This window comes from Allobosea sp. NPDC055332 (assembly GCF_053645455.1).
In genome coordinates, this window is record NZ_JBSHMO010000004.1 from 597,607 (window position 1) to 617,992 (window position 20,386).

21 protein-coding genes and 1 pseudogene are annotated in these 20,386 nt (G+C 67.4%); 6 read left to right on the forward strand and 16 right to left on the reverse strand.

The window, feature by feature from the left end; genetic code table 11:
- Positions 1 to 35 precede the first annotated feature (35 nt).
- The 6 genes from ACWIGM_RS24425 to ACWIGM_RS24450 are packed head-to-tail and all read right to left on the reverse strand — an operon-like array spanning position 36 to position 6,173.
- Positions 36 to 1,028 carry a Bug family tripartite tricarboxylate transporter substrate binding protein gene (locus tag ACWIGM_RS24425; RefSeq protein ID WP_454028559.1) on the reverse strand — a complete coding sequence of 331 codons (993 nt, stop codon included), beginning with the start codon at positions 1,026 to 1,028 and terminating at the stop codon, positions 36 to 38.
- Between the two features lie 27 nt (positions 1,029 to 1,055).
- Positions 1,056 to 1,919 (reverse strand): citryl-CoA lyase, encoded by an 864-nt coding sequence (locus ACWIGM_RS24430; protein WP_454028560.1) that lies wholly within the window; start codon positions 1,917 to 1,919, stop codon positions 1,056 to 1,058.
- Positions 1,916 to 3,097, reverse strand: a complete 1,182-nt coding sequence (locus ACWIGM_RS24435) for a CaiB/BaiF CoA transferase family protein (RefSeq protein ID WP_454028561.1) — start codon at positions 3,095 to 3,097, stop codon at positions 1,916 to 1,918. The genes ACWIGM_RS24430 and ACWIGM_RS24435 overlap by 4 nt, the downstream gene beginning before the upstream one ends.
- Before the next feature lie 15 nt (positions 3,098 to 3,112).
- Complete coding sequence (locus tag ACWIGM_RS24440; protein WP_454028562.1) at positions 3,113 to 4,636, reverse strand: tripartite tricarboxylate transporter permease; 1,524 nt, start codon at positions 4,634 to 4,636, stop codon at positions 3,113 to 3,115.
- A gap of 1 nt (position 4,637) precedes the next feature.
- On the reverse strand, positions 4,638 to 5,144 hold the full coding sequence (locus ACWIGM_RS24445; protein ID WP_454028563.1) for a tripartite tricarboxylate transporter TctB family protein: 507 nt from the start codon (positions 5,142 to 5,144) through the stop codon (positions 4,638 to 4,640).
- 48 nt (positions 5,145 to 5,192) lie between these two features.
- Entirely contained in the window at positions 5,193 to 6,173 is a 981-nt protein-coding gene (locus ACWIGM_RS24450) for a Bug family tripartite tricarboxylate transporter substrate binding protein (RefSeq protein WP_454028564.1), read from the reverse strand.
- Positions 6,174 to 6,366: 193 nt separating this feature from the next.
- On the opposite strand from ACWIGM_RS24450, the gene ACWIGM_RS24455 reads away from it, so the two are divergent.
- Positions 6,367 to 7,149, forward strand: coding sequence for an IclR family transcriptional regulator (locus ACWIGM_RS24455; protein ID WP_454028565.1), 783 nt, complete (start codon positions 6,367 to 6,369; stop codon positions 7,147 to 7,149).
- Between the two features lie 341 nt (positions 7,150 to 7,490).
- A complete protein-coding gene (locus ACWIGM_RS24460) occupies positions 7,491 to 8,408 on the forward strand; it encodes a cell wall hydrolase (RefSeq protein WP_454028566.1) in 918 nt (305 codons plus the stop codon).
- A gap of 18 nt (positions 8,409 to 8,426) precedes the next feature.
- On the opposite strand, the pseudogene ACWIGM_RS24465 reads toward ACWIGM_RS24460, so the two are convergent.
- The 6 genes and pseudogenes from ACWIGM_RS24465 to ACWIGM_RS24490 all read right to left on the reverse strand — a co-directional run.
- Positions 8,427 to 8,561, reverse strand: a pseudogene (locus tag ACWIGM_RS24465) (tripartite tricarboxylate transporter permease); the annotation flags it as partial.
- Between the two features lie 21 nt (positions 8,562 to 8,582).
- Positions 8,583 to 9,233 (reverse strand): ATP-binding cassette domain-containing protein, encoded by a 651-nt coding sequence (locus ACWIGM_RS24470; RefSeq protein WP_454028567.1) that lies wholly within the window; start codon positions 9,231 to 9,233, stop codon positions 8,583 to 8,585.
- On the reverse strand, positions 9,233 to 9,979 hold the full coding sequence (locus ACWIGM_RS24475; RefSeq protein WP_454028568.1) for an ABC transporter ATP-binding protein: 747 nt from the start codon (positions 9,977 to 9,979) through the stop codon (positions 9,233 to 9,235). The genes ACWIGM_RS24470 and ACWIGM_RS24475 overlap by 1 nt, the downstream gene beginning before the upstream one ends.
- Positions 9,976 to 10,899 carry a branched-chain amino acid ABC transporter permease gene (locus tag ACWIGM_RS24480; RefSeq protein WP_454028569.1) on the reverse strand — a complete coding sequence of 308 codons (924 nt, stop codon included), beginning with the start codon at positions 10,897 to 10,899 and terminating at the stop codon, positions 9,976 to 9,978. Before ACWIGM_RS24480 ends, ACWIGM_RS24475 begins: the two co-directional genes overlap by 4 nt.
- 5 nt (positions 10,900 to 10,904) lie before the next feature.
- Positions 10,905 to 11,804, reverse strand: coding sequence for a branched-chain amino acid ABC transporter permease (locus ACWIGM_RS24485; RefSeq protein WP_454028570.1), 900 nt, complete (start codon positions 11,802 to 11,804; stop codon positions 10,905 to 10,907).
- A gap of 72 nt (positions 11,805 to 11,876) precedes the next feature.
- The gene (locus ACWIGM_RS24490; RefSeq protein WP_454028571.1) at positions 11,877 to 13,169 is read right to left on the reverse strand and encodes an ABC transporter substrate-binding protein; all 1,293 of its coding nucleotides are present in this window, start codon (positions 13,167 to 13,169) and stop codon (positions 11,877 to 11,879) included.
- A 189-nt stretch (positions 13,170 to 13,358) separates the two neighbouring features.
- On the opposite strand from ACWIGM_RS24490, the gene ACWIGM_RS24495 reads away from it, so the two are divergent.
- Positions 13,359 to 14,045 carry a DUF2848 domain-containing protein gene (locus ACWIGM_RS24495; RefSeq protein ID WP_454028572.1) on the forward strand — a complete coding sequence of 229 codons (687 nt, stop codon included), beginning with the start codon at positions 13,359 to 13,361 and terminating at the stop codon, positions 14,043 to 14,045.
- A 58-nt stretch (positions 14,046 to 14,103) separates the two neighbouring features.
- Positions 14,104 to 14,769 (forward strand): GntR family transcriptional regulator, encoded by a 666-nt coding sequence (locus ACWIGM_RS24500; protein ID WP_454028573.1) that lies wholly within the window; start codon positions 14,104 to 14,106, stop codon positions 14,767 to 14,769.
- A 12-nt stretch (positions 14,770 to 14,781) separates the two neighbouring features.
- On the opposite strand, the gene ACWIGM_RS24505 is transcribed toward ACWIGM_RS24500, so the two are convergent.
- The 4 genes from ACWIGM_RS24505 to ACWIGM_RS24520 are packed head-to-tail and all read right to left on the reverse strand — an operon-like array spanning position 14,782 to position 18,543.
- On the reverse strand, positions 14,782 to 16,125 hold the full coding sequence (locus ACWIGM_RS24505) for an amidase (RefSeq protein ID WP_454028574.1): 1,344 nt from the start codon (positions 16,123 to 16,125) through the stop codon (positions 14,782 to 14,784).
- A 7-nt stretch (positions 16,126 to 16,132) separates the two neighbouring features.
- Entirely contained in the window at positions 16,133 to 16,513 is a 381-nt protein-coding gene (locus ACWIGM_RS24510; RefSeq protein ID WP_454028575.1) for a cupin, read from the reverse strand.
- 21 nt (positions 16,514 to 16,534) lie between these two features.
- Entirely contained in the window at positions 16,535 to 17,998 is a 1,464-nt protein-coding gene (locus ACWIGM_RS24515; RefSeq protein ID WP_454028576.1) for a 4-hydroxyphenylacetate 3-hydroxylase family protein, read from the reverse strand.
- A 26-nt stretch (positions 17,999 to 18,024) separates the two neighbouring features.
- Entirely contained in the window at positions 18,025 to 18,543 is a 519-nt protein-coding gene (locus ACWIGM_RS24520) for a flavin reductase family protein (protein ID WP_454028577.1), read from the reverse strand.
- A gap of 101 nt (positions 18,544 to 18,644) precedes the next feature.
- Between ACWIGM_RS24520 and ACWIGM_RS24525 the strand changes: the two genes are divergently transcribed.
- Both ACWIGM_RS24525 and ACWIGM_RS24530 read left to right on the forward strand, forming a co-directional pair.
- On the forward strand, positions 18,645 to 19,202 hold the full coding sequence (locus ACWIGM_RS24525; protein ID WP_454028578.1) for a MarR family winged helix-turn-helix transcriptional regulator: 558 nt from the start codon (positions 18,645 to 18,647) through the stop codon (positions 19,200 to 19,202).
- Positions 19,203 to 19,270: 68 nt separating this feature from the next.
- Complete coding sequence (locus ACWIGM_RS24530) at positions 19,271 to 20,308, forward strand: LytTR family transcriptional regulator DNA-binding domain-containing protein (protein ID WP_454028579.1); 1,038 nt, start codon at positions 19,271 to 19,273, stop codon at positions 20,306 to 20,308.
- Positions 20,309 to 20,386 lie beyond the last annotated feature (78 nt).

Genomic DNA, 20,386 nt, shown 5'->3' on the forward strand with positions numbered 1-20,386 from the left:
ATCAGCTCCCTGAAAATCGGCAAGGCTTCAGGGTGCTACTGCACCTGCGCCGCGCGGACGACCTCGCCCCAGCTCTTGAGCTCGCTTGCGATGAACCTGCTGAAGTCATCGGGTGAGCCCGGTTGCAAGAAGCCGCCCTGCTCGGTGATGCGCTTGGCAACACCGGGATTGCGCGTCGCCTGGACAGCGAGCTCGTTGAGGCGGACGACGATCGGCTCCGGCGTCCCCGCCGGCGTGAGCAGGCCGAACCATTGCGAGGAGACGAAGTCCTTGACGCCGGCCTCGACGAGGGTCGGCACCTGCGCCGCGATCGGCAGCCGCTCGGCGCCGGTGGTCGCGATCAGCCTGAGCTGACCGCCCTCGATGAAGGAGAGTGCGGTCGGCGCTGCCGTGAACAGCATCTGGATCTGCCCGGCGACGACGTCCTGGAGGGCGGCGGCGGCGCCGCGATAGGGCACGTGCTGCAGGTTCGCGCCGGTTTTCAGCCGGAACTGCTCGCCCTGGAGATGCGGAACGGTGCCGACCCCGCCCGAGCCGAAATTCAGCTTGCCGGGGTTCTGCCTGGCATAGGCGATCAGCTCGGCGACCGTTTTGGCCGGCACGCTCGGATGCACGACGAGCACCGAGGGGAAGCTCGCGATCAGGCAGACCGGCCTGAACATCTTCAAGGGATCGATCCCGGCCGCCGGCGTCAGCGTCGGCGTCACCGCCATGGTGGAATCGCCGAGCAGCACCGTGTAGCCGTCGGGCTTGGCGGCCGCGACGTCCTTCATGCCGATGCCGCCGGCCGCGCCGGTCTTGTTCTCGACGAAGAAGCGGTGGCCGTTGGTCTGCTCGCCCATCGCCTCGGCGATGAGCCGCCCGACGAAATCGGTGGTGCCGCCGGCGGCGTAGGGCACGACCATCCGGATGTTGGCCGATGGATAGGCCTGTGCCAGCGCCGTGCTGGAGAGCCGGCCGAGCCCGAGCGAAGCGGCGGACACCCCCAGTGAAGCGTGCAGGAACGAGCGGCGAGAAAGCTGCGTCATGATGGTCTCCCCCGAGATGGCTCTTGGTTATTGATCGGTCGGCGATGGCTGCGCGGCCTGCGCTTCGGGCAGCCGGCGCTCGGGCACGCCCTGGTAGGCCCAGAGCCATTCGCGCGGCAGCGGGCCCTTGTTGCGCTCGGGCTTCTGCGACTGCTCCCAGGCATGGGCGAGGATGCCGACCGAGCGCGAGAGCACGAAGAGGCCGCGCGTCAGCGGCGGCGGGAAGCCGAGCTCGCCATAGATGACGGCGGTGGCGCCATCGATGTTGAGTGGGATGTGCTTGCCTTTGCGGCGCGCGACAGTGGCCTCGACCGCCTCGGCGATGTCGGCAAAACGTCCTGCCACTGTTCCTTGGCCGGCTGCCTCACGCACCAGCGCAAGCAATCGCGGCGCCCGCGGGTCGAGCGGGTGGAAGCGGTGGCCGAGGCCCGGCACATAGCCGCTCTCGGCGAAGAAGCGGGTGACGCGCTCCTCGACGGCGTTCCCGATTGGCTCTCCCGCATCCATCGCCGCCGCGATCTCGCCGAAAAGGCCGAGCGCCTGCTCGCCGGCGCCGCCATGAACGTCGCCGAGCACGTTGATGGCGGAGGCCATGGCGCTGTTGATGCCGACGCCGCAGGTGGCGGCCATGCGGGCGATCGCGATCGAGGGCGCCTGCGGGCCGTGATCGACCGCAGCTCCCAGCGCCGCACCGAGCAGCTCGGCCTGAGCTTCACTCGGCAACTCGCCGCGCAGCATCAGCCAGATCATCGCCGGGAAGCTGATCCGCCCGATCAGGTCCTCGATCGGGTAGCCACGCAACCGGATCAGGCCGGGCCGCATCTCGATGATCTGCGTCGACCACCACTCCTCGCCGCGCTCGCGGCCTTCCTTGCGCGTGCCCTCGCTCATGCCTGCCTCCTCGTGCCGCGCTGTTGGCGCGCTTCCGCCAGGATCTCTTCGCTGTGCTCGCCGAGCTTCGGCGGCGGCTGCGTCGGCCGGGGCGCCTCGCCGTCGACGAGGAAGCCGCCGCGAATGACCGTCAGCGGACGGTCGCCAGCACCGGTCTCGAAGTGGGTGGTCATGTTGCGGGAGGTCACCTGCTTCTCCTGCAGGACCTGCGGGATCGACAGCACGCGCCCGGCCGGGACGCCGGCCTGGTTGAGGCGATCCTCCCAGTCCGCGGCCGGGGCTGAGGCGAGCGCCCCCTCGATCAGGTTCTTGAGCTCGCCGCGATGGTGCTTGCGTGCCTCGCGCTCGCTGAAGCGCGGGTCGCTCGCAAGCTCGAGCCGCCCGATGACGCTGCAGAGCGCGATGAACTGCTCCTGCTTGTTGGCGGCGATGTTGAGCAGTCCGTCGCCGGTCTCGAAGGCGCCGGAAGGTGCCGCCGTCATGTTCTCATTGCCCATCGCCCGGGGCTCGATGCCGGCCGTCAGATAGTTCGATACCGGCCAGCCCAAGGCGCTGAGCGTGCATTCGAGCATGGAGACGTCGAGGAAGGCGCCTTCGCCGGTGCTGGCGCGGCGCAGCAGGGCGGAGACCACCGCGAAGGCGCCGAACAGGCCGCCGAGCGTGTCGCAGACGGGGTAGCCGACCCGCAAGGGCGCGGTCTCCGGCGTGCCGGTGATGCTCATGACCCCGGAGAGGCCCTGGATGATCTGGTCATAGGCGGGATTGTCCCGCATCGGCCCGGTCTGGCCGAAACCGGAGATCGCGCAATAGACCAGGCCCGGGCGGATGGCGCGCAGGCTCTCATAGCCGAGCCCGAGGCGGTCCATCACACCCGGCCGGAAATTCTCGACGAGCGCATCCGCCGTGGCGACGAGGTCGCGGAACTGCGCCTGGCCGTTTGCGCTCTTGAGGTCGACGACGACGGAGCGCTTGCCGGCGTTCTGGGCCAGGAAGGAGGCACCCATCGCCGCCTTGTTGAGTTCCGGCGCGCCGCCGAGCTGTCGGGCGAGGTCGCCGCCATTGGGCGCCTCGACCTTGATGACATCAGCCCCGAGCAAAGCGAGCTGGTAGCCGCAATAGGGGCCGGCCAGCACATTGGTGAGGTCGAGGACGCGAAGGCCTTGAAGGAGTTGGGTCATCTTATGTCTCGCTCGTCAGGCATCGCCGGGGACATGGTCGGGGCGCGGCCCGCGCCAGGCCTGGATCAGCTGGTAGAGTCGCGGGCCGAACAGCGCGGCGAAGGCCAGCGCCAAGAGCGCAGCGGAGAGCGGCTGGGTGAACAGCACCGTCCAGTCGCCGCCTGAGATCGTCATCGCCCGGCGGAACTCGGTCTCGGCCATCGGCCCGAGGATCATCCCGATCACGACCGGCGCGGTCGGGAAGTCGAAGCGGCGCATCAGGAAGCCGACGCCGCCGAGGACGTAGAGCAGGATGAGGTCGATCGGCGATTGCGAGATGCCGTAGGAGCCGACCGTCGCGAAGACGAGGATGCCGGCATAGAGGAGCGGCGCCGGGATTTTCAGGATGCGGACCCAGAGCCCGACCAGCGGCAGGTTCAGGACGACGAGGAGGACGTTGGCGACATAGAGGCTGGCGATCAGGCCCCAGACCAAAGCCGGCTGGGTGTCGAGCAGCAGCGGCCCGGGCTGGATGCCGTAGCTCTGGAAGGCCGAGAGCATGATCGCGGCGGTCGCCGAGGTCGGCAGGCCGAGCGTCAGCATCGGGACCAGCACGCCGGCGGCGGAGGCGTTGTTGGCGGCTTCGGGGCCGGCGACGCCCTCGATCGCGCCGACCGTGCCGAACTCCTCGGGCTTCTTCGACAGGCGCTTCTCGAGGACATAGGACAGGAAGGTCGGGATTTCGGCCCCGCCGGCCGGCATGGCTCCGATCGGGAAGCCGATCGCCGTGCCGCGCAGCCAGGGCTTCCAGGAGCGCGACCATTCCTCGCGCGTCATGTAGAGCGAGCCGCGCAGGGGCACGATCTCGTCCTTGCCGGCATGGCGCCGGGCAGCGACGTAGAGCGTCTCGCCGACCGCAAACAGGCCGACCGCCGCCACGATGACATTGGTGCCGTCGAGCAATTCGGTCAGGCCGAAGGTGAAGCGCGGCTGGCCGGTCTGCAGATCGATCCCGATCATGCCGAGATAGAAGCCGAGGAACAGGCTGGCGAGGCCGCGGACGGCGGAGGAGCCGAGTACGGCCGAGACGGTGACGAAGGCGAGCACCATCAGCGAGAAGTATTCGGCCGGGCCGAATAGCAGCGCGAGGCTGACGACGACCGGGGCCAGGAAGGTGACGCCCATCGTGCCGATCGTGCCGGCGACGAAGGAGCCGATCGCGGAGGTCGCGAGCGCCGCACCGGCCCGGCCGGAGCGGGCCATCTTGTTCCCCTCGAGGGCAGTAACGATCGTCGCGCTTTCGCCCGGCGTGTTGAGCAGGATCGAGGTGGTCGAGCCGCCATACATCGCGCCGTAATAGATGCCGGCGAAGAGGATGAAGGCTGCTTCCGGCGCGACCTGGAAGGTGATCGGCAGCAGGAGCGCGATGGTGAGCGCCGGCCCGAGGCCCGGCAGTACGCCGATGGCGGTGCCGAGCGTCGTCCCGACGAGGCACCAGAGCAGGTTGTTCGGCGAGAAGGCGACCGAAAAGCCGTTAGCGAGCTGGGAGAACGTATCCATCTCAGCCCCCCAGCAGGTTTTCGATGAGGCCGGCGCCGATGTTGACGCCGAGCGCCTTGGCGAAGCCGAAATAGGCGGCGAGCGCGAGAGCGAGCCCGATCAACGCATCCCGCAATGGCCGCCGGCTGCCGAAGCCATGGGCGACGAGCATGAACATCGCCGTCGATGCGGCCGAGAAGCCGAGCGGGCCGATCAGCGCGACATTGGCGACGAGCCCGGCAGCGACGAAGGCGACCGCCTTCCAGTCGAGCTCGACCTCCTTCTCATCGTCCGGTTGCCAGCCGCCGTGGGCAGCCTGCACCAGGAGCAGGACGGCGAAGACCGCAAGGCCCGCGCTGGTGATGTAGGGGAAGACCCGCGGGCCGACCTGGGCATACATCGGTGAGACCGGGATCGAGAGTGTCTGCCAGAGGGTGAGTCCGGAAAAGAGCAGCAGCCCGAGCCCGATCAGGGCTTCTGCCGGAGCAAGGCGCGCGCGCTGGCGCTGCCGCGAATGAGCGTCAGTCATCACGGATGTCCTTGAGTGAGATTGTCGGGGAGTGATCCCCGGGAGCGATCAGGCAGCCAGGCCGAGATCCCTGAGGATCGTCTCGATGCGCGCCGTCTCCTCCTGGAGGAAGCCGGCATAGGCGTCGCCGGTGAGCAGGATCGGGGTCCAGTCGCGCTTCCTGACCTCGTCGAGCCAGGCCGGGCTGCCGGCCATCTTTTCTATCAGCGTGATCATGGCGGCTCGCTGATCGGTGCTGACACCCGGCGGGGCGAAGACGCCGCGCCAGTTGAAGAGCTCGACCTCAATGCCCTGCTCCTTCAGCGTCGGCGCGTCGATGCCGGGCTGGCGCTTGTCGGCGGAGATGGCGAGGAGGCGCAACTTGCCGGCCTTCACCTGCTCCGAGAACTCGCCATAGCCGGAAATGCCCGCGGCCACTTGGTTGCCGAGCAGCGATGCGACCGCCTGGCCGCCGCCGGCATAGGGGACATAGGCGAGCTTGGCGGGCGCAACGCCGACCGACTTCGCCATCAGGCCGAGCAGGATGTGGTCGGAACCGCCGGCCGAGCCGCCGCAGACCGGGACCTTGGCCGGGTCGGCCTTGAGCGCCGCGATGAAGTCCTTCGCCGTCTTGAAGGGCGAGGCTGCCGGCACGACGAGGGCAAGGAATTCACCGGTCAGCCTTGCGATCGGCGTGGTCTGGGCCAGCTTCACCGGCGCCTTGTTGGCGATGATGGCGCCGACCATGACCATGCCGGAGACCATCAGGGCATTGGGCCGGCCCTTCCACTGATTGATGAACTGCGGCAGGCCGACCGTGCCGCCAGCGCCGCCGACATTGCTGATCTGCGCGCCGGAGATCAGCTTCTCCGTCCGCAGCACCTGCTCCATCGTCCGGGCGGTCTGGTCCCAGCCGCCACCGGGCGCGGCCGGTACGAAGAGCTGGAGCTGGGCGGGGCTCTGCGCGAGAGCCGCGCCGACCGGCCATTGCATGTGTGCGGTGGCTCCGGAAGCAAGCGAACCCAACAGGGCATGACGGCGAGACAGCATCGGTTTCCTCCATGGTTCGATGCCGTGCTGGCGGCATCTCTCAGGATCGGACCGGCGAGCTGATCGCTCGTTCTCATCGTGCGGCCTGATCGAGTGCGCTTTTGCCAGTGCTCGATCGTTCTGTCAATCAGAATATTGTTCTGTCTAGCAGAACTAACTGGACGAAGCCGGCTCGATCCGATATCGATCCGGCATGGCGAGGATGGTCGGCGTGGCGGGCAAGACGAAACAGGACGGCACGGCGGCCCTGCCGGCATCGTCGGACGGGGTCGCGGCGCTGGATCGCGCCATCGCGATCCTCAATGCCTTCACGCCTCAGGACCGGACATTGTCGCTGGCCGAGATCGCGGCCAGAACCGGCCTCTACAAGAGTACGATCCTGCGCCTGGCCGGCTCGCTGATCCGCGGCCATCTGCTCGAGCGCCTGCCCGATGGTCACTACCGGATCGGAGCGGGGGCGTTCAGGCTCGGAGCGATCTATCAGCGCTCGGTCGCGGCGGCCGACATCCTTTTACCGATCATGCGCGATCTCGCCGAAGCGAGCGGCGAGAGCGTGGCGTTCTACGCTCCTGCGGGAAACCTGCGGACCTGCCTCTACCGCATCGAGTCCAGACACCCGATCCGCTATCATGTGCGCGAAGGCGACGTGTTACCCTTGCACGCCGGCTCGGGCGGGCGGGTCCTGGCGGCCTTTTCAGGCGAGACGGGCGAGCCTTACGAGGCGATCCGGCGGAACTACCATTACGTCTCGCTCGGCGATCGCGAACCGGATACGGCCGGCCTGTCGGCGCCGGTGTTCGGCCCCAGCGCGACGCTGGTTGGTGCGATCACGCTGGCGGGACCGCGGATGCGCATCGACGAAGCCTTCATCGCGCAGATGACGCAGCCATTGCTGACGGCCGCCGCACGGGCAACGCGGGCCTTCGGCGGTGAAGCGATCGCTCTGGAGCGGGCCGCAATGCAAGCATCGACGTAGTTGCGCCGGAGTAGCCGGAGAAACGTTGTCGTATTGCTTCCCCTAGGTCAGGCCTCGCTCCTGGCAATGAGCCAATGTCCGCGGTCGGTGCTGACGGCATTCTTCCCTTCGATAATGTCGCAATAGCTTTGGTGAAGGGAAAACGGACGAAAACACACGTGATTGGCCTCTTCAGGCGGGAATATGCCGCGGTCGCGCCATATTGATGGCCACGCCGTTGTCGTGCATCTTTGCCTCTTCCTTCCGAAATTAACTTTCTGGTAAGAGATTGGGGATTCCTTTCCGGTGACGATGGCCTGCCGCCTCAGGTAGCCCCCATCCCGTAATCAGGAGGTTGCCGCATGAAGCGGGCCGTGATCGCTGCAGATGCCGTTCGTTCCAGTGCCAGGAGCCGCTACGGCCGCAACGCGATCCCGCTTCTGATCTCTCTGGCGGCGCCTGTTCTGGGCGCCTGCAGCACGGCTCCAGTCCAGACCGCTTCGACGACGACCGCAGGCCCTGCGACCACGACGAAGCAGACTCACGAGATCCGCAAGCGCGCCATCGAGCTGGCCAAGGCCGATCCGCGCGAGAAGGAATGCCTCGTCCGCGCGATGTATTTCGAATCGAACCGCTCGAGCGAAACCGGCCTGCTCGGCGTCGGCACGGTGGTGATGAACCGGGTCGGATCGCCGCGCTACCCCGAGACGATCTGCGGCGTCGTCGGCGCACCGCGCCAGTTCGCGCCGGGCGTGCTGACCCGCCAGATGGCCACACGCGACCTGCCCAAGGCCGAGGCCGCCGCCGAAGCCATCCTCGCCGGAAAGCGCAACGAAGCCGTCGGATCGGCCAAGCACTTCCATATGGCCGGCCTGCGCTTCTCCTATGCCAACATGCATTATGTGACGGTGGCCGGCGGCAATGCCTTCTACGTCAAGGGCGAGCGCCCCGAGCGCCGCCGTATCGAAGAGCCGAGCTACCAGCTCGCTGCGGTTTCCGCGCCGGCCCCGCTTACCAGCGCCGCCACCGCCATGCCGACCTCTTTCGCCGGTGCACCGCTGGCTTTCGCAGCGGACGGTCCCGCGCCGGCAGCTGCCGCGCCTGCAAATCCGGCCGCAAGCCTTGTCGGCAATGCACCACTGCCGCCCAGCCGGCCGTTCGATCTCGACATGCCCAAGAAGATCGCTCATGCCTTCGCCGCGCCGCCGAAGGCCGACGCCCGCCTCGCCGCGTTGATGTCCGACACCCGCCGCCTTCGCGGCAGCCTGCCGCTGAACTGACCGGCCCAAAATCGCGAGAGCAGCGTTCCCAGGCATCTGTCGAGCCGGCGCCATGCCTTCGATCGCACCCTTGCCGAAGCGCTCGGGCGTCGCCGCGATCTTCTTCTCCAGCGAGTAGGCGGAGAACGAGGCGAGCGAGGTGCCGCCGCCCGGGAAACGCGGATGCCGGGTTGCTCAGCCGATCGCGCCGCGTTCGATCTGCAGCGTGTCGTCGGCGATCGCGTCGAGCAGGGCCGGGGTCGATTCCGTGATGAGGATGGCAAGGTCCGGCCGGCCGCGCCTGAGCTCGCCGAGCGTGCGCGCATAGTCGAGCGCCAGCGCCGGGGCGAGGCCCTGGAAGGGCTCGTCCAGCAGTAGCGCCGTGCGCGCGACCATCAGCGCCCGGCCGAGCGCCACCATCTTGCCCTGGCCGCCGGAGACGCCGCCGCCCGGGCGCTTGCGCATGGTGTGGAGCTGCGGCAGCAGCTTATAGACCTCGTCGAGCCGCCTTGCGCGCTCGGCCGCCGGCAAAGAGAGCGCCAGCGCCGGCAGGAGGATGTTGTCCTCGACGGTGAACTCCGGCACCAGCCGGCGGTCCTCCGGTGCATAGCCGATGCCTTGCGCGGCGCGCTGATAGGCCGGCGTCGTGCCGATCTCCTGGCCGTCGAGATGGACCGCGCCGGCCTCGACCGGCAGGAGCCCCATGATCGCCCGCAGCGTTGTCGTCTTGCCGGCGCCGTTGCGGCCGATCAGGATCGTGGTCTTGCCGGAGGTCAGCCCCAGCGACACCGATCGCAGCACCTGCACGCCAGCGATCGCGACGGTCACGCCTTCCATGCGCAGCATCACGCCACCCCCACGACATTGCGCAGCACGCGCTCATCCTTGAACACCTCGGAGGGTGGCCCTTCCGCCATCACCGAGCCGGAATCCCAGACGACGACGCGGTCGGCGTAGCGCTGCACCACGTCCATGTCGTGCTCGACGAACAGCGCCGTGACCTTGGCGCGGCGCAGCGCGGCCATCAGCGTCTCCATCAAGGTGAAGCGCTCGATCGTGCTGACGCCGCTGGTCGGTTCGTCGAGCAGGACGAGGCGCGGCTTCAGTGCCAGCGCGATGACGATGTCGAGGAGCTTGCGCCGCCCCTCCGGCAGCGCGCCGGCGAGCTGCCCGGCCTCGCCGTCAAGCCCGACGAGGACCAGCAGTTCCTCCGCCTCGCGGCGGCGGCCATCGGCGCCGAGCGCCTTGAATGGCACCCAGATGCCGCGTTTGGCCGCGACCGCGATCATCAGGTTGTCGAGAACCGTCTGGTCGAGGAAGAGCTGCGGGATCTGGAAGGCGCGGGCGATGCCGCGCCTTGCGATCGTGCGCGGCGCCATGGCGGTGATCGGCTTGCCGTCGAGATAGACCTCGCCCGAGCTCGGCCGGAGATAGCCGGTGCAGAGGTTGAGGAAGGTCGTCTTGCCGGAGCCGTTCGGGCCGATGATGGCGAGGAACTCGCCCTCGCAGATTTCGAGATTGACGCCGTCGGCGGCCTGCACGCCGTAGAAGGAGATGCGCAGGTCCTTGGCCTGGAGGAGGGGCGCGGTCATGCCGGTTTTCCGCTGCGGCGCCGGATCAGGCCGTAGAGCCCGCTCGGCAGGAAGAAGATGACGCCGATCAGCGCGACGCCGATGATCAGGTTCCAGGCATCGGTGACGCCGACCGCGAGCGTGTGCAGCACTTCGAGGAAGAGCGAGCCGATGAGGGGACCGGCGACGCCGCCGATGCCGCCGAGCACCGCGACCAGCACGAGATGGCCGGACGCCGTCCAGAAGGCGAATTCGGGCAGGATATGGCCGATTGCCATCGCCGCGATCGCCCCGCCGATGCCGGCGAGCGCGGCCGAGATCGTGTAGGCGATCAGCAGGACGACGCGGACGGGAACGCCGAGATATTCGAGCCTGAGCTCGTTGGTATGCACGGCGGCGAGCGCATGGCCGAGCGGACTCTTGAGGTAGCGCTGCACGCCGTAGCCGACGCCCAGCATCAGCACGAGGCCGGCGTAATAGAGCGCGGTGTCGAAGCTCGCCTTGTCGAGCGCGAGGCCGAAGAAGCGCGGCACCGCCAGGCGCAGGCCGTCCGTGCCGCCGGTGATGCCGTAGAGTTTGGAGAGCAGCGCGTAGAGCACCATCGACATGGCGAGGTTGAGCATGGCGAAGAAGATCGCCCGGTAGCGCACCAGGAAGGCGCCGACGAGCAGGCCGGCGAGCGCCGAAGCGAGCGTGCCGAGCAGGAGCAGCACGACGAACTCGTTGAGGCCGGCCCGCGCCAGGAAGGCAATGGCATAGGCGCTGACGGCGTAGAACATGGCATGGCCGATCGAGATCAGCCCGCCGCGCAGCAGCACGGCGACGCCGAGCGCGGCAAAGCCCTTGGCGACGGCGAGCGTCAGAACGAATTGCAGCCAGGGCGCGGCGATCGGTGCGAGCGCCAGTGCGGCCAGCGCGATGAGGAAGAAGGCGGCGCGCATGGCGGTCAGATCCTGCGGGTCGCCGCCTGGCCGAACAGCCCGTAGGGGCGGACCAGCAGCACGACGAGCATGACGATGTAGGGGGCGACCGCATCGAGCGACGGTGCGAAATAGATGGCGAGCACGCGGGCGAGGCCGACGATGATCGCCGCCAGCGCCGCACCCTCGATCTGGCCGAGCCCGCCGATGGCGGCGACGGCGAAGGCGAGCACCATGGTCTCGGCCCCGAGCCCGGGCGCGGCGCCCGCGGTCGGCGTCGCCAGCGCCCCGCCCAGCGCCGCCAGGAAGACGCCGAGCGTGAAGGAGAGGATGAAGACGCGGTTGGTGTTGATGCCGATGCTCTGCGCCATCTCGCGATCGGCGACGACGGCGGTGACGAGCCGACCGATCCGGGTCTTGGTCAGCAGGATGCGCAGACCGACGACCACGATCACGGCCAGCGCGATCAGCAGGAGCTGGTAGTTGAGGTAGACGACGCCGCCGATCTCGGTTGAGCCGAGCAATTGCATCGGCGTGTCCTCGGCGAGCGAGCGCACGCCGAAGACGATGCGCTGCAGGTCCTCCAGGATCAGGAACAGGCCGAAGGTGACGAGGATCTGGATCGCTTCCGACTTGCCATAGGTCCAGCGCATCAGGCAGCGCTCGACCAGCGGGCCGAACAAGCCTGCGACGATCGCGGCGCTGAAGACGAGGGCCGGGAAGGAGAGCCAGGGGTTCAAGCTCGCGCTGGCGATCCACAGGCCGATCGAGGCGGCGACATAGGCGCCGATCGCATAGAAGCTGCCATGCGCGACGTTGAGCACGCGCAAAACGCTGAAGACGAGCGTCAGCCCGACGGCGACGAAGAAGATCAGCGCCGCGCTGGCGAGGCCGTCGACGGCGAGCGGAATCAGGGTGTCGAGCATGACGGCACCTGGGATTGATGATTGGGGGAAAAAGGGGCGGGAGGGCCGAAACGGCTCCTCCCGCTGATGCGCTTACTGGTAGCTGCCGGGCTTGGGCTGGGCGGCGAGGAAGGCCGGGCTCAGCGTGCCCACCCATTTGATCGCGTCTTCGCCCTGGGGCGGCATCAGCGTGTCGCCCTTGTAGCGGACCATGCCGCCGATCACGGGGAACTTGTAGTCGGGCGACTTCGTGGTGACGCCGACGACCTGGTCGACGAGGCCGTCATTGTCCTTGCGGGTCACGGTGGTGCCGGTCAGCGTCTTGACCGTGCTGCCGCGCATGGCATCGGCGATCTCGTCGCGGCTCGGCCATTTGCCGTCGCTCTTCTTCAGCGCGGTCTCATAGGCGGCCTTCATGTAGATGATCGCGTTCGCCATCTTGATCGCGGGAAAGACCGGGTATTCGCCATAGCGCTTCTCATAGGCCTCGACGAAGGCCTTGGTGACGCCATTGGCCTTGGCGTCGGGCGACATCCACCAGCCGTCGCCGAGCACGCCGACGATCACACCATCAGGCAGGTTGGCGCGCTGCAGCACGGTCTCGCCCAGCGCCAGCACGACCTGGCTCGAGGTGAACAGCCCGCGCGGCTGGGCCTGGCGCACGAAGTTCTCGAGATCGGCGCCCCAGAGATTGGAGAAGACGACGTCCGGCCGCGAGGCTGAGAGCTTCGAGATCTCGGTCTGGAAATTGGCCGAGCCGAGCTTGGGGAACAGCTCCGCCACGACCTCGACATCCGGCTTCAGCGCCTTCATCGCGGTCTTGAAGATCAGCGCCGCGTCATGGCCGAAGGCGTAGTCGGGATTGACGATGGCGATCCGCTTCACGTCCGGCTTGCGCTGCAGGAGATAGAGCGCATAGGCGACGAATTCCGGGATCGTGCTGCCGTTCGGGCGGAAATAATACTTGCTCTTGCCGTCGAGCAGGAGCTGGTGCGTGTCGCAGTTCCAGCCGATCGTCGGGGCCTGCATCTGCTCGGCGAGCGGGGCCAGCGCCAGGCAGTTGGCGCTCGACAGCGCCGCGATCATCACCTGGTTACCCTTGTCCTCGGCGAGGCGGCGATATTCGGCGATGACGCCCTGCGTGCCCTGCGCCTCGTCGACATAGGTCGCCTTCAGCGGTACGCCGCCGATGCCGCCCCTGGCATTCAGCATGTCGATCATCAGCTCGGCGGCGTTCTTGCCGGGCATGCCATAGGCGGCGGCCGGGCCCGAGGTGAAGGTCATGACGCCGAGGCCGAGCGAAGCTGGCTTCTCCTGCGCGAGGGCCGAACCCGCTAGCGCACCGAACGAGACCGCCAGGGCGGCCATCCAAGCTGATCTGATCATCTTTTCCTCTCCGTTTCCGATCTGCGCCCTGTCCGGGCGCTGTCGCCGTCCCTGCGCAACTGCGGCGCTTGAAATCCTCTATAAAAATCCTTGTGAAATTTCACAAGGATTTTTATAGAGAGGCCGCGAAGTTTTTTTGGGCAGGTTGCTCGATGAACGGGCAGCGCGATTTCGGGAAGGCGAGAGGCGATGAAGACCCTGGCACTGACGGTGGAGAGCCGGACCGGCTCCAGTCCGCTGACCGCGGCGATCGACGAGCTGGTGATCGGCGGCTGGGCCGGGCGCGACAAGGCGGCGATGGAGCACCACATGGTCGAGCTGGAGGCGCTTGGCGTGAAGCGGCCGGCCTCGACGCCGGTCTACTACCGCGTCGCCGTCGCCCGGCTGACCACCGACCCGGTCATCGAGGATGTCGGCGCCAACAGCAGCGGCGAGGTCGAGGCCGTGCTGCTCGCCTGCGGCGGCAAGACCTATGTCGGCGTCGGCTCCGACCATACCGACCGCCAGGTCGAGACCTATGGCATCAGCGTCTCCAAGCAGGTCTGCGACAAGCCGGTCGCCGCGACCGTCTGGCCCTATGAGGAGGTCGCCGGCCATTGGGACGAGCTGATCCTGCGCAGTTTCGCGGTGATCGACGGCGAGCGCCGGCTCTATCAGGAGGGGCCGATCTCGGGCCTGCTCGCGCCGGAGGACCTGATCCGCGGCTTCAACGGCAAGGCCACGCTGCCCGAGGGCACGGCGATCTTCGGCGGCACCATGCCGGCGATTGGCGGCATCCAGATGGCTGATCGCTTCGAAGGCGAGCTGGAGGATCCGGTCCTGCGCCGCAGCATCCGTTTCGGCTACGACCTGAAGATTCTACCGATCCGGGGTTGACGTCGCGGCCCCCGGAAGGACGATGGCGGCAACCTCAAACCGCGCGGTGCGACGTAACGTGACGCTTCTGGAAACGCCCAAGGACGCGCAGCGGCATGTCTCGCTGCGCGACCAAGCCTATCATGCGATCAAGCGCCTGATCATCACCACCGGGCTGCGTCCGGGCGAGATCCTGAGCGAGCCGGCATTGAGCACGCAGCTCGACATCGGCCGCACGCCGATCCGCCAGGCGATCGACCGCCTGCTCAATGACGGGCTGGTCGAGGTGATGCCGCGCAAGGGCACGATCGTGAAGCCGGTCAGCCTGGACGAGATCCTCAACATCATCGATGCGCGCATCGTCAACGAGACCTACTGCGTGCGCGTCGCCGCCGAGCGGGCAAGCCCCGAGGTGCCGGTCCAGCTCAGGCGCAATCTCGAGGCGATGCGGCAGGCGGCGCAGGCGCGCGACATCGAGACGATCGCCGATCTCGACCAGGAGTTCCACGCGATCATCGCCAGCTCGGCCCGCAATCCGGTGATGAGCGACCTGCTGCGGAACCTGCACGAACGCTCGGCACGGATGTGGTTCATCTCGCTCAGCACCAATGAGCAACATTCGCGCATCTGCGACGAGCATTCCGCCATCGTCGACGGCATTGCCCGGCAGGACCCGGACGAGGCCGAGCGGGTGATGCGGGCGCATATCGAATCCTTCCGCGCCAACATCACCCGGCAGGGCTGAGCTTTCGCCGACTCAGCTCGCCAGCGCCGCCTCGGCCGCTGCCGCGATCGCGAACAGGGCCGCATCCTCGCCGCCGGCCCGCGCCAGCATCAGCCCGGTCGGCGCCTCGCCTTCGCGCTGCATCGGTAGCGAGATGGCGCAGCCGTCCATCATGTTGATCAGGGTCGGATTGCGCAGCATCAAGAGGTTGAGGCGGGTGAAGGCCTCGTCGTCGGCATCGCATTCGGCAATGGTCGGCGCGACCGTCGGCACGGTCGGCAGCGCCAGCACGTCGAAGGTGGAGACCTCCTCGCGCAGCGCGGCGACGAAGGCGGCGCGGGCGCGCAGCAGCTCGATATAGTCGGCGCAGTCCTGGTTGGCGCCGCGCAGGATGCGCAGGCGCACGCGCGGATCGTAACCCTCGCCCCTCGCCGCGATCAGTGCGCGGTGATGCGCATAGGATTCGGCCGCAGCGAAACCGCCCTTGGCGTTGATCCGGGCGACCTCGGCGAAGCGCGCGAAAGGCTGCTCGATGATCTGCGCACCGGCTTTGGACAAGGTGGTCAGCGCCCGCGCGAAGTGAGCCGCGACAGTCGCGTCGAGCCCGTCGAGCGCAACCGTCTGCGGCACGGCGATGCGCAGGCCTGACAGACTGGCCACGACCTTCGGCAGCTCTGCTCCGCTCATGATTTCGTGCAGAGCGCGGCAGCAGGCGACGCTCCTGGCGAGCGGGCCGATCGAGTCGAGGCGCTGCGAGAGCGGGAAGGCGCCGTCGAGCGGCACGCTTGATGCTGTCGGCTTGTAGCCGGTGATGCCACAGAGCGCGGCGGGGATGCGGCAGGAGCCGCCGGTGTCTGAGCCGATGCCGGCTGCCGCCATGCCGTCGGCCACCGAGACGGCGGCGCCCGAGGAGGAGCCGCCCGGAATGCGGCGGTTCGCGCGGTCGTAAGGCGAGGCCGGCGTGCCGTGATGCGGGTTGAGGCCGAGTCCGGAAAAGGCGAACTCGCTCATATTGGTGCGGCCCATCACGACGAGCCCGGCGCGGCGCAGGCGCGCGATCGCTGGCGCGTCGCGCTCAGCCGACGCGGCATCGGCGAGCACGGTGGAGCCTGCCGGCGTCGGCTCGCCGGAAAGGTCGAACAGGTCCTTCACCGAGATCGGGATGCCGGCGAAGGTCGAGGGCGCGAGCCCTGCGGCCCGCAACCTGTCCATCGCCTCGGCGGCGGCGAGCGCAGCCTCGCGATGGACCTTGATGAAGGCGAGCCGGCCCTCGCCATCCGGCGCTTCGATCCGCTCAAGCGCTTCGCTGACGAGCGTGAGCGAGCGTGTCCGCCCCGAAGCGAGATCGTCGGCGAGATTGGCGAGGGTCGGCATCATGGCTGGTTCAGACCGGGTCGAAATAGTGGATTTCGAGCAGGATGCAGCCCTTCTCGGACTTGAACGGCCCGTGCGGAGCATGCGGCGGGCGTACCGCATAGGTGTGCGGCGGGAAGCTCTCGCCGCCCTCGCCATTGGCGTCGTTGCCGACGGTGAGGTCGCCCTCCATCAGATAAACCTCCTCCCAATAGTCATGGGAGAACGGCGCGGTGGTGTAGACGCCGGGCTGGAAGCGCAGCAGGCGGGTGCGCGTGCCGCGATTGTTCACCTCGTCGAGGGCGCCAGACAGGATCTTCTGCTGGATGCCGGTGGGGTAGCCGGCCGGCACCTCCCAGCCCTTGGACATATCGAGGGTGTAGAATTCGTCGTGGCTCTTGTTGACTGGCATGACGGGTATCCTTTCGCCGGCTCAGGCGGCCGATTTGGTGTCGAGGTCGTAGGAGTCGAGCATCGACTGGACGATGCCGCCGGCCTTGCCCCAGTCATAGGTGCGGAAGGAGTGCCCCTTCGTCACGAAGGTCGCGCCGGCATAGAACATCTCGTACTGGTGGTGGCGCGAGCCGAACTCGGAGCCGACCGCATCCCAGGCGAGCTTGTAGAACTTGACCCGGTCGTGCGAATTCGCCGCCGGCGACTGCTGGGTCTTCTCGATCATCGCCGCGATCTCGGGATTGGCGAAGTCGGCGATCGAGGAGGGCAGCATGATCATGCCGCCGCCGGCGAGCTCGCGCAGCGAGTTCAGGATCTTCGGATACATCTGCTGGGTCAGCACCTGCGCCGAATAGAGCATGTGCCGGTCGGGCACGAAGTAGGGGCCGGCCTGCGTGCCCTTGGCCTCCATGGCGTTGACGAAGGCGTCGACCATCGCCGCCTCGGCGGCGAGCTGGCCGAGGGTCTCGCGCACCTGCGGGAACTGGGTGATGCCGTTGGTCTGGGTGGTGCGATGGGCGATGCCCATCAGGAACTGCAGCTTCACCTTGAGGCGGATCATCGCCTGGTAGTTCTGGTAGACATGCGCCGGGGTCGCGTGGAACTGCTTCTGGCACATCTCGACGCTGCCATCGATGAAGACGCGGTCCCACGGAACCTTGACGTCGTCGAAGAACAGCACCGCGTCGTTCTCGTCGTAGCGGCTGGCCAGCGGATTATCGAAGATCGAGCCTGCCTGCGCCTCGTAGGATTTGCGCGAGAGCATCTTCAGGCCCTTGGTGTTCATCGGGATGGCAAAGGAGACGGCATAGCGCTCCTCGCCCGGCTGCATCGGCTGGATCGTGGTGACGAAGACCTCGTTGGCGACGACGCCGCCGGTCGCCAGCATCTTGGCGCCGCGGATGGTGATGCCTTCAGCGTCACGGTCGACCACGCCGGCGGTCAGGAACGGGTCGGCCTGCTCGGCCGCGTTCTTGGAGCGGTCGGCCTGCGGGTTGATGATGACATAGGTGAGGTAGAGGTCGTTGTCGCGGGCGTAGCGGTAATAGGCCTCGAGCGCTGCGGCGCGGGCCGGATCGTAGCCCTCGAACACCGGCAGGCCCATGCGCATGCCGGAGATGCAGGAGGCGACATGGTCGGGGGCGCGGCCGAGGAAGCCGCCATGGATCGCGGTCCAGGCCTCGAGCGCCCGGCGCCGCTCGACCAGGTCGGCATAGGAGGTCGGCAACTGCCAGATCCGGTTGGCGCGGCCGCCGGACTCGGTCTCGAAGGTCATGAGATCGCGCCGCGAGGCATCGCCGGCGAAGTCGAACAGGCCAGCGACCGACTGCGCGACATTGCGGAAGGCGCGATGGCTGGTGACGTCCTCGACACGGGCGCCGTCGATATAGATTGAGCGGTCGTCGCGGATGCTGGCCAGATGCTGCTGTCCGGTCTTGGTCATGGGGCTCTCCTCGTTGTTTTTGGCTGTCAGTAATGGATGGGCAGCGGCCAGGACGGCTCGCGCTGGGTCTCGTCGACGAGGTCGCGATAGCGGCCGCGAAAGAAGATCAGGGGCGCCGGATTGCCGGCGCGCACGGTGTGGCGCAGCACCCGGACCAGGAAGATGACGTGGTCGCCGCCGTCGTGATTGGCGTAGGGCTCGCATTCGAAATGGGCGAGCGACCCGGTGATCAGCGGTGCCTGGGCGTGACCGACGCTGCGCTTGGTCTCGGACCATTTGTCGCCGAGCGCCCGGGCGAAACGGTTGGATATGTGCTCCTGCTCGCGCGCCAGCACATTGACCGCGAAGCCCTTGGCCTCAAGCATAGCCGGCAGGCTGTTCGCCCGCCTGTCGACGCTGAACAGGACGAGCGGCGGATCGATCGAAACGGAGTTGAACGAACTCATGGTCATGCCGATGAGCTCCTCGCCGCTGCCCTGCGCAGTGATCACCGCGACGCCGGTGGCGAACTCGCCCAGGGATTGCCTGAAGGCCTTGGCGTCCATCGTCCCCTCCTCTCCGGTTGCTTTTGCGATGTATACTTGTTAAGATAGCTTTGTAACAAAGCTATTAGAGTGAGTCAACGGCCCTTGAGGACGACCAGACCATGTCGAGCGAGAACCGGCGCATGACCGTGGCCAAGCCGGATTTGCTGGAGGGCGGCAGCGATACGCGCTTCCGCGACCTGCTCTATGATTTCTTCGCCTTCGGTGGTCGACTGGAGGAGGCGAGGGCGCGCTTCGCCGCGTATATCGGGCTCACACCGCCGCAATATCTGATCATGATCGCGATCAACCGCGCTGCGGCTGTCGGCGAGGTCGGCGTGGCGCAGGTCGCCGAGCGGCTCCACCTCAGCGGCGCCTTCGTCACCATCGAGGTCAACAAGCTGGTGAAGAGTGGGCTCGTCGCCAAGCAGCCGCATGCCAGCGACAAGCGCCGAGTCAATCTCTCGGTGACGCCGCTCGGCGTGCAGATGCTGGAACGGCTGGCTGCGCTGCAGCGGCCGGTGAACGATGCGCTGTTCGCCTCGCTCGACCGGGCCGATTTCGAGGCACTGAGCGGCATCATGCGACGGCTCGAACGCGGGGCGAAACAGGCGATCCATCTTGCGGACCACATAATTGCCAGTGAGGCGTCGCCGGGGCCTCGGACGTCAGCGGAATAGCTGTCGAAGACAGCGCGGTGTCTGGCGGATCCGGCTCCAGGCGGTCTGACTGGAAATCCTGCAGGGCTATGGGTGGCGCGCTGCGGGCTTCCCAACTACGCTGTCCCGATTGGAAACGAACCGCCGCGCTTCGTATGGGTAATTGGCAGCAGAAGGTTGTCGAGCAGATCGGCATCCCCGCCGGCCATGAACCGGACACCGTCCACGAGGTTTATTCGCTCGTCGACTGTGGCGAAGCCATAGGGCCGGACTGGCCCTACCATATGGCCAGGCAGCTGCTTCAAGCGCCGGCCGATATGGCAATCACATTGGCGCTTGCAGAGATCGGCGAGCTTGCCGGTGCTGACCGCGCCTGGATGTTCGAATACGATAGCGAGCTGCTGCGCTTCCGAAACACGCACGAATGGAGCCGGCATGGTGTCCGGTCCTTCGTCGAGGATCTGCAGGACGCGCCCGTGACCATGATCGCCTGGCTCCAGCAGTTCCTGGTGATGGGCAAGGCGGTGATGATCAACCGGGTCGCCGAGCTGCCGCGTCCGGCCCGTACGCTGCAGGTCGAGATGCTGCGTCAGAGCGACAAGAGCGTGCTCAGCGTGCCAGTCTTTCACGCGGGCCGCCTGCGCGCCTGTATCGGTTTTGATGCAACAGTTGCGGTCAAGAGCTGGTCGCCGGCCGATGTCGGGGCGCTGTTCCGATGCGCCGAGCTGATCGCGCTGGCGCGCTATGGACACTACCGCAGCGGGCAGGCGCTGGCGGACTCCTCGAGGCGGTTCGCGCCGTTGATCTATCTGCGCCGACAGGGACAGGTCGTCGGCGTCGAGCCGCAAGCCATCCTTGGCGTCCGGTCGGCGCGCGACTATGCGAAGGTGTGGCTACAGGACGGCTCGGTGGTGCTCGATCTGCGCCCGCTCGCACTCTGGACCGGATTGCTGCCGGCCGCGTCTTTCCAGCGCATCCACCGCACGGCGATCGTCAACCTGCAGCATGTCAGTGGCCTCGACCGGCGTGCCGGAGACAGCTGGACGATAGGCCTCGGTAACCTCGCCGAGACCTGGCCGGTGTCGCGACCCTATCGGCAGGAGCTGCGGCAACGCCTCGGCGTTTGATTGCCGGCCGTCGTTCGGCGCGCTGCACTCTGTCGCCATTTAACTGATTTCTCACGATGAATCCGACCTTGGGCACCG

Excerpts from the sequence above, each read along its gene's own strand:
- ACWIGM_RS24425 (WP_454028559.1), bottom strand. The coding sequence starts at position 1,028 with ATGACGCAGCTTTCTCGCCGCTCGTTCCTGCACGCTTCACTGGGGGTG.
- ACWIGM_RS24430 (WP_454028560.1), bottom strand. The coding sequence starts at position 1,919 with ATGAGCGAGGGCACGCGCAAGGAAGGCCGCGAGCGCGGCGAGGAGTGG.
- ACWIGM_RS24435 (WP_454028561.1), bottom strand. The coding sequence starts at position 3,097 with ATGACCCAACTCCTTCAAGGCCTTCGCGTCCTCGACCTCACCAATGTG.
- ACWIGM_RS24440 (WP_454028562.1), bottom strand. The coding sequence starts at position 4,636 with ATGGATACGTTCTCCCAGCTCGCTAACGGCTTTTCGGTCGCCTTCTCG.
- ACWIGM_RS24445 (WP_454028563.1), bottom strand. The coding sequence starts at position 5,144 with ATGACTGACGCTCATTCGCGGCAGCGCCAGCGCGCGCGCCTTGCTCCG.
- ACWIGM_RS24450 (WP_454028564.1), bottom strand. The coding sequence starts at position 6,173 with ATGCTGTCTCGCCGTCATGCCCTGTTGGGTTCGCTTGCTTCCGGAGCC.
- ACWIGM_RS24455 (WP_454028565.1), top strand. The coding sequence starts at position 6,367 with ATGGCGAGGATGGTCGGCGTGGCGGGCAAGACGAAACAGGACGGCACG.
- ACWIGM_RS24460 (WP_454028566.1), top strand. The coding sequence starts at position 7,491 with ATGAAGCGGGCCGTGATCGCTGCAGATGCCGTTCGTTCCAGTGCCAGG.
- ACWIGM_RS24470 (WP_454028567.1), bottom strand. The coding sequence starts at position 9,233 with ATGCTGCGCATGGAAGGCGTGACCGTCGCGATCGCTGGCGTGCAGGTG.
- ACWIGM_RS24475 (WP_454028568.1), bottom strand. The coding sequence starts at position 9,979 with ATGACCGCGCCCCTCCTCCAGGCCAAGGACCTGCGCATCTCCTTCTAC.
- ACWIGM_RS24480 (WP_454028569.1), bottom strand. The coding sequence starts at position 10,899 with ATGCGCGCCGCCTTCTTCCTCATCGCGCTGGCCGCACTGGCGCTCGCA.
- ACWIGM_RS24485 (WP_454028570.1), bottom strand. The coding sequence starts at position 11,804 with ATGCTCGACACCCTGATTCCGCTCGCCGTCGACGGCCTCGCCAGCGCG.
- ACWIGM_RS24490 (WP_454028571.1), bottom strand. The coding sequence starts at position 13,169 with ATGATCAGATCAGCTTGGATGGCCGCCCTGGCGGTCTCGTTCGGTGCG.
- ACWIGM_RS24495 (WP_454028572.1), top strand. The coding sequence starts at position 13,359 with ATGAAGACCCTGGCACTGACGGTGGAGAGCCGGACCGGCTCCAGTCCG.
- ACWIGM_RS24505 (WP_454028574.1), bottom strand. The coding sequence starts at position 16,125 with ATGATGCCGACCCTCGCCAATCTCGCCGACGATCTCGCTTCGGGGCGG.
- ACWIGM_RS24510 (WP_454028575.1), bottom strand. The coding sequence starts at position 16,513 with ATGCCAGTCAACAAGAGCCACGACGAATTCTACACCCTCGATATGTCC.
- ACWIGM_RS24515 (WP_454028576.1), bottom strand. The coding sequence starts at position 17,998 with ATGACCAAGACCGGACAGCAGCATCTGGCCAGCATCCGCGACGACCGC.
- ACWIGM_RS24520 (WP_454028577.1), bottom strand. The coding sequence starts at position 18,543 with ATGGACGCCAAGGCCTTCAGGCAATCCCTGGGCGAGTTCGCCACCGGC.
- ACWIGM_RS24525 (WP_454028578.1), top strand. The coding sequence starts at position 18,645 with ATGTCGAGCGAGAACCGGCGCATGACCGTGGCCAAGCCGGATTTGCTG.
- ACWIGM_RS24530 (WP_454028579.1), top strand. The coding sequence starts at position 19,271 with ATGGGTGGCGCGCTGCGGGCTTCCCAACTACGCTGTCCCGATTGGAAA.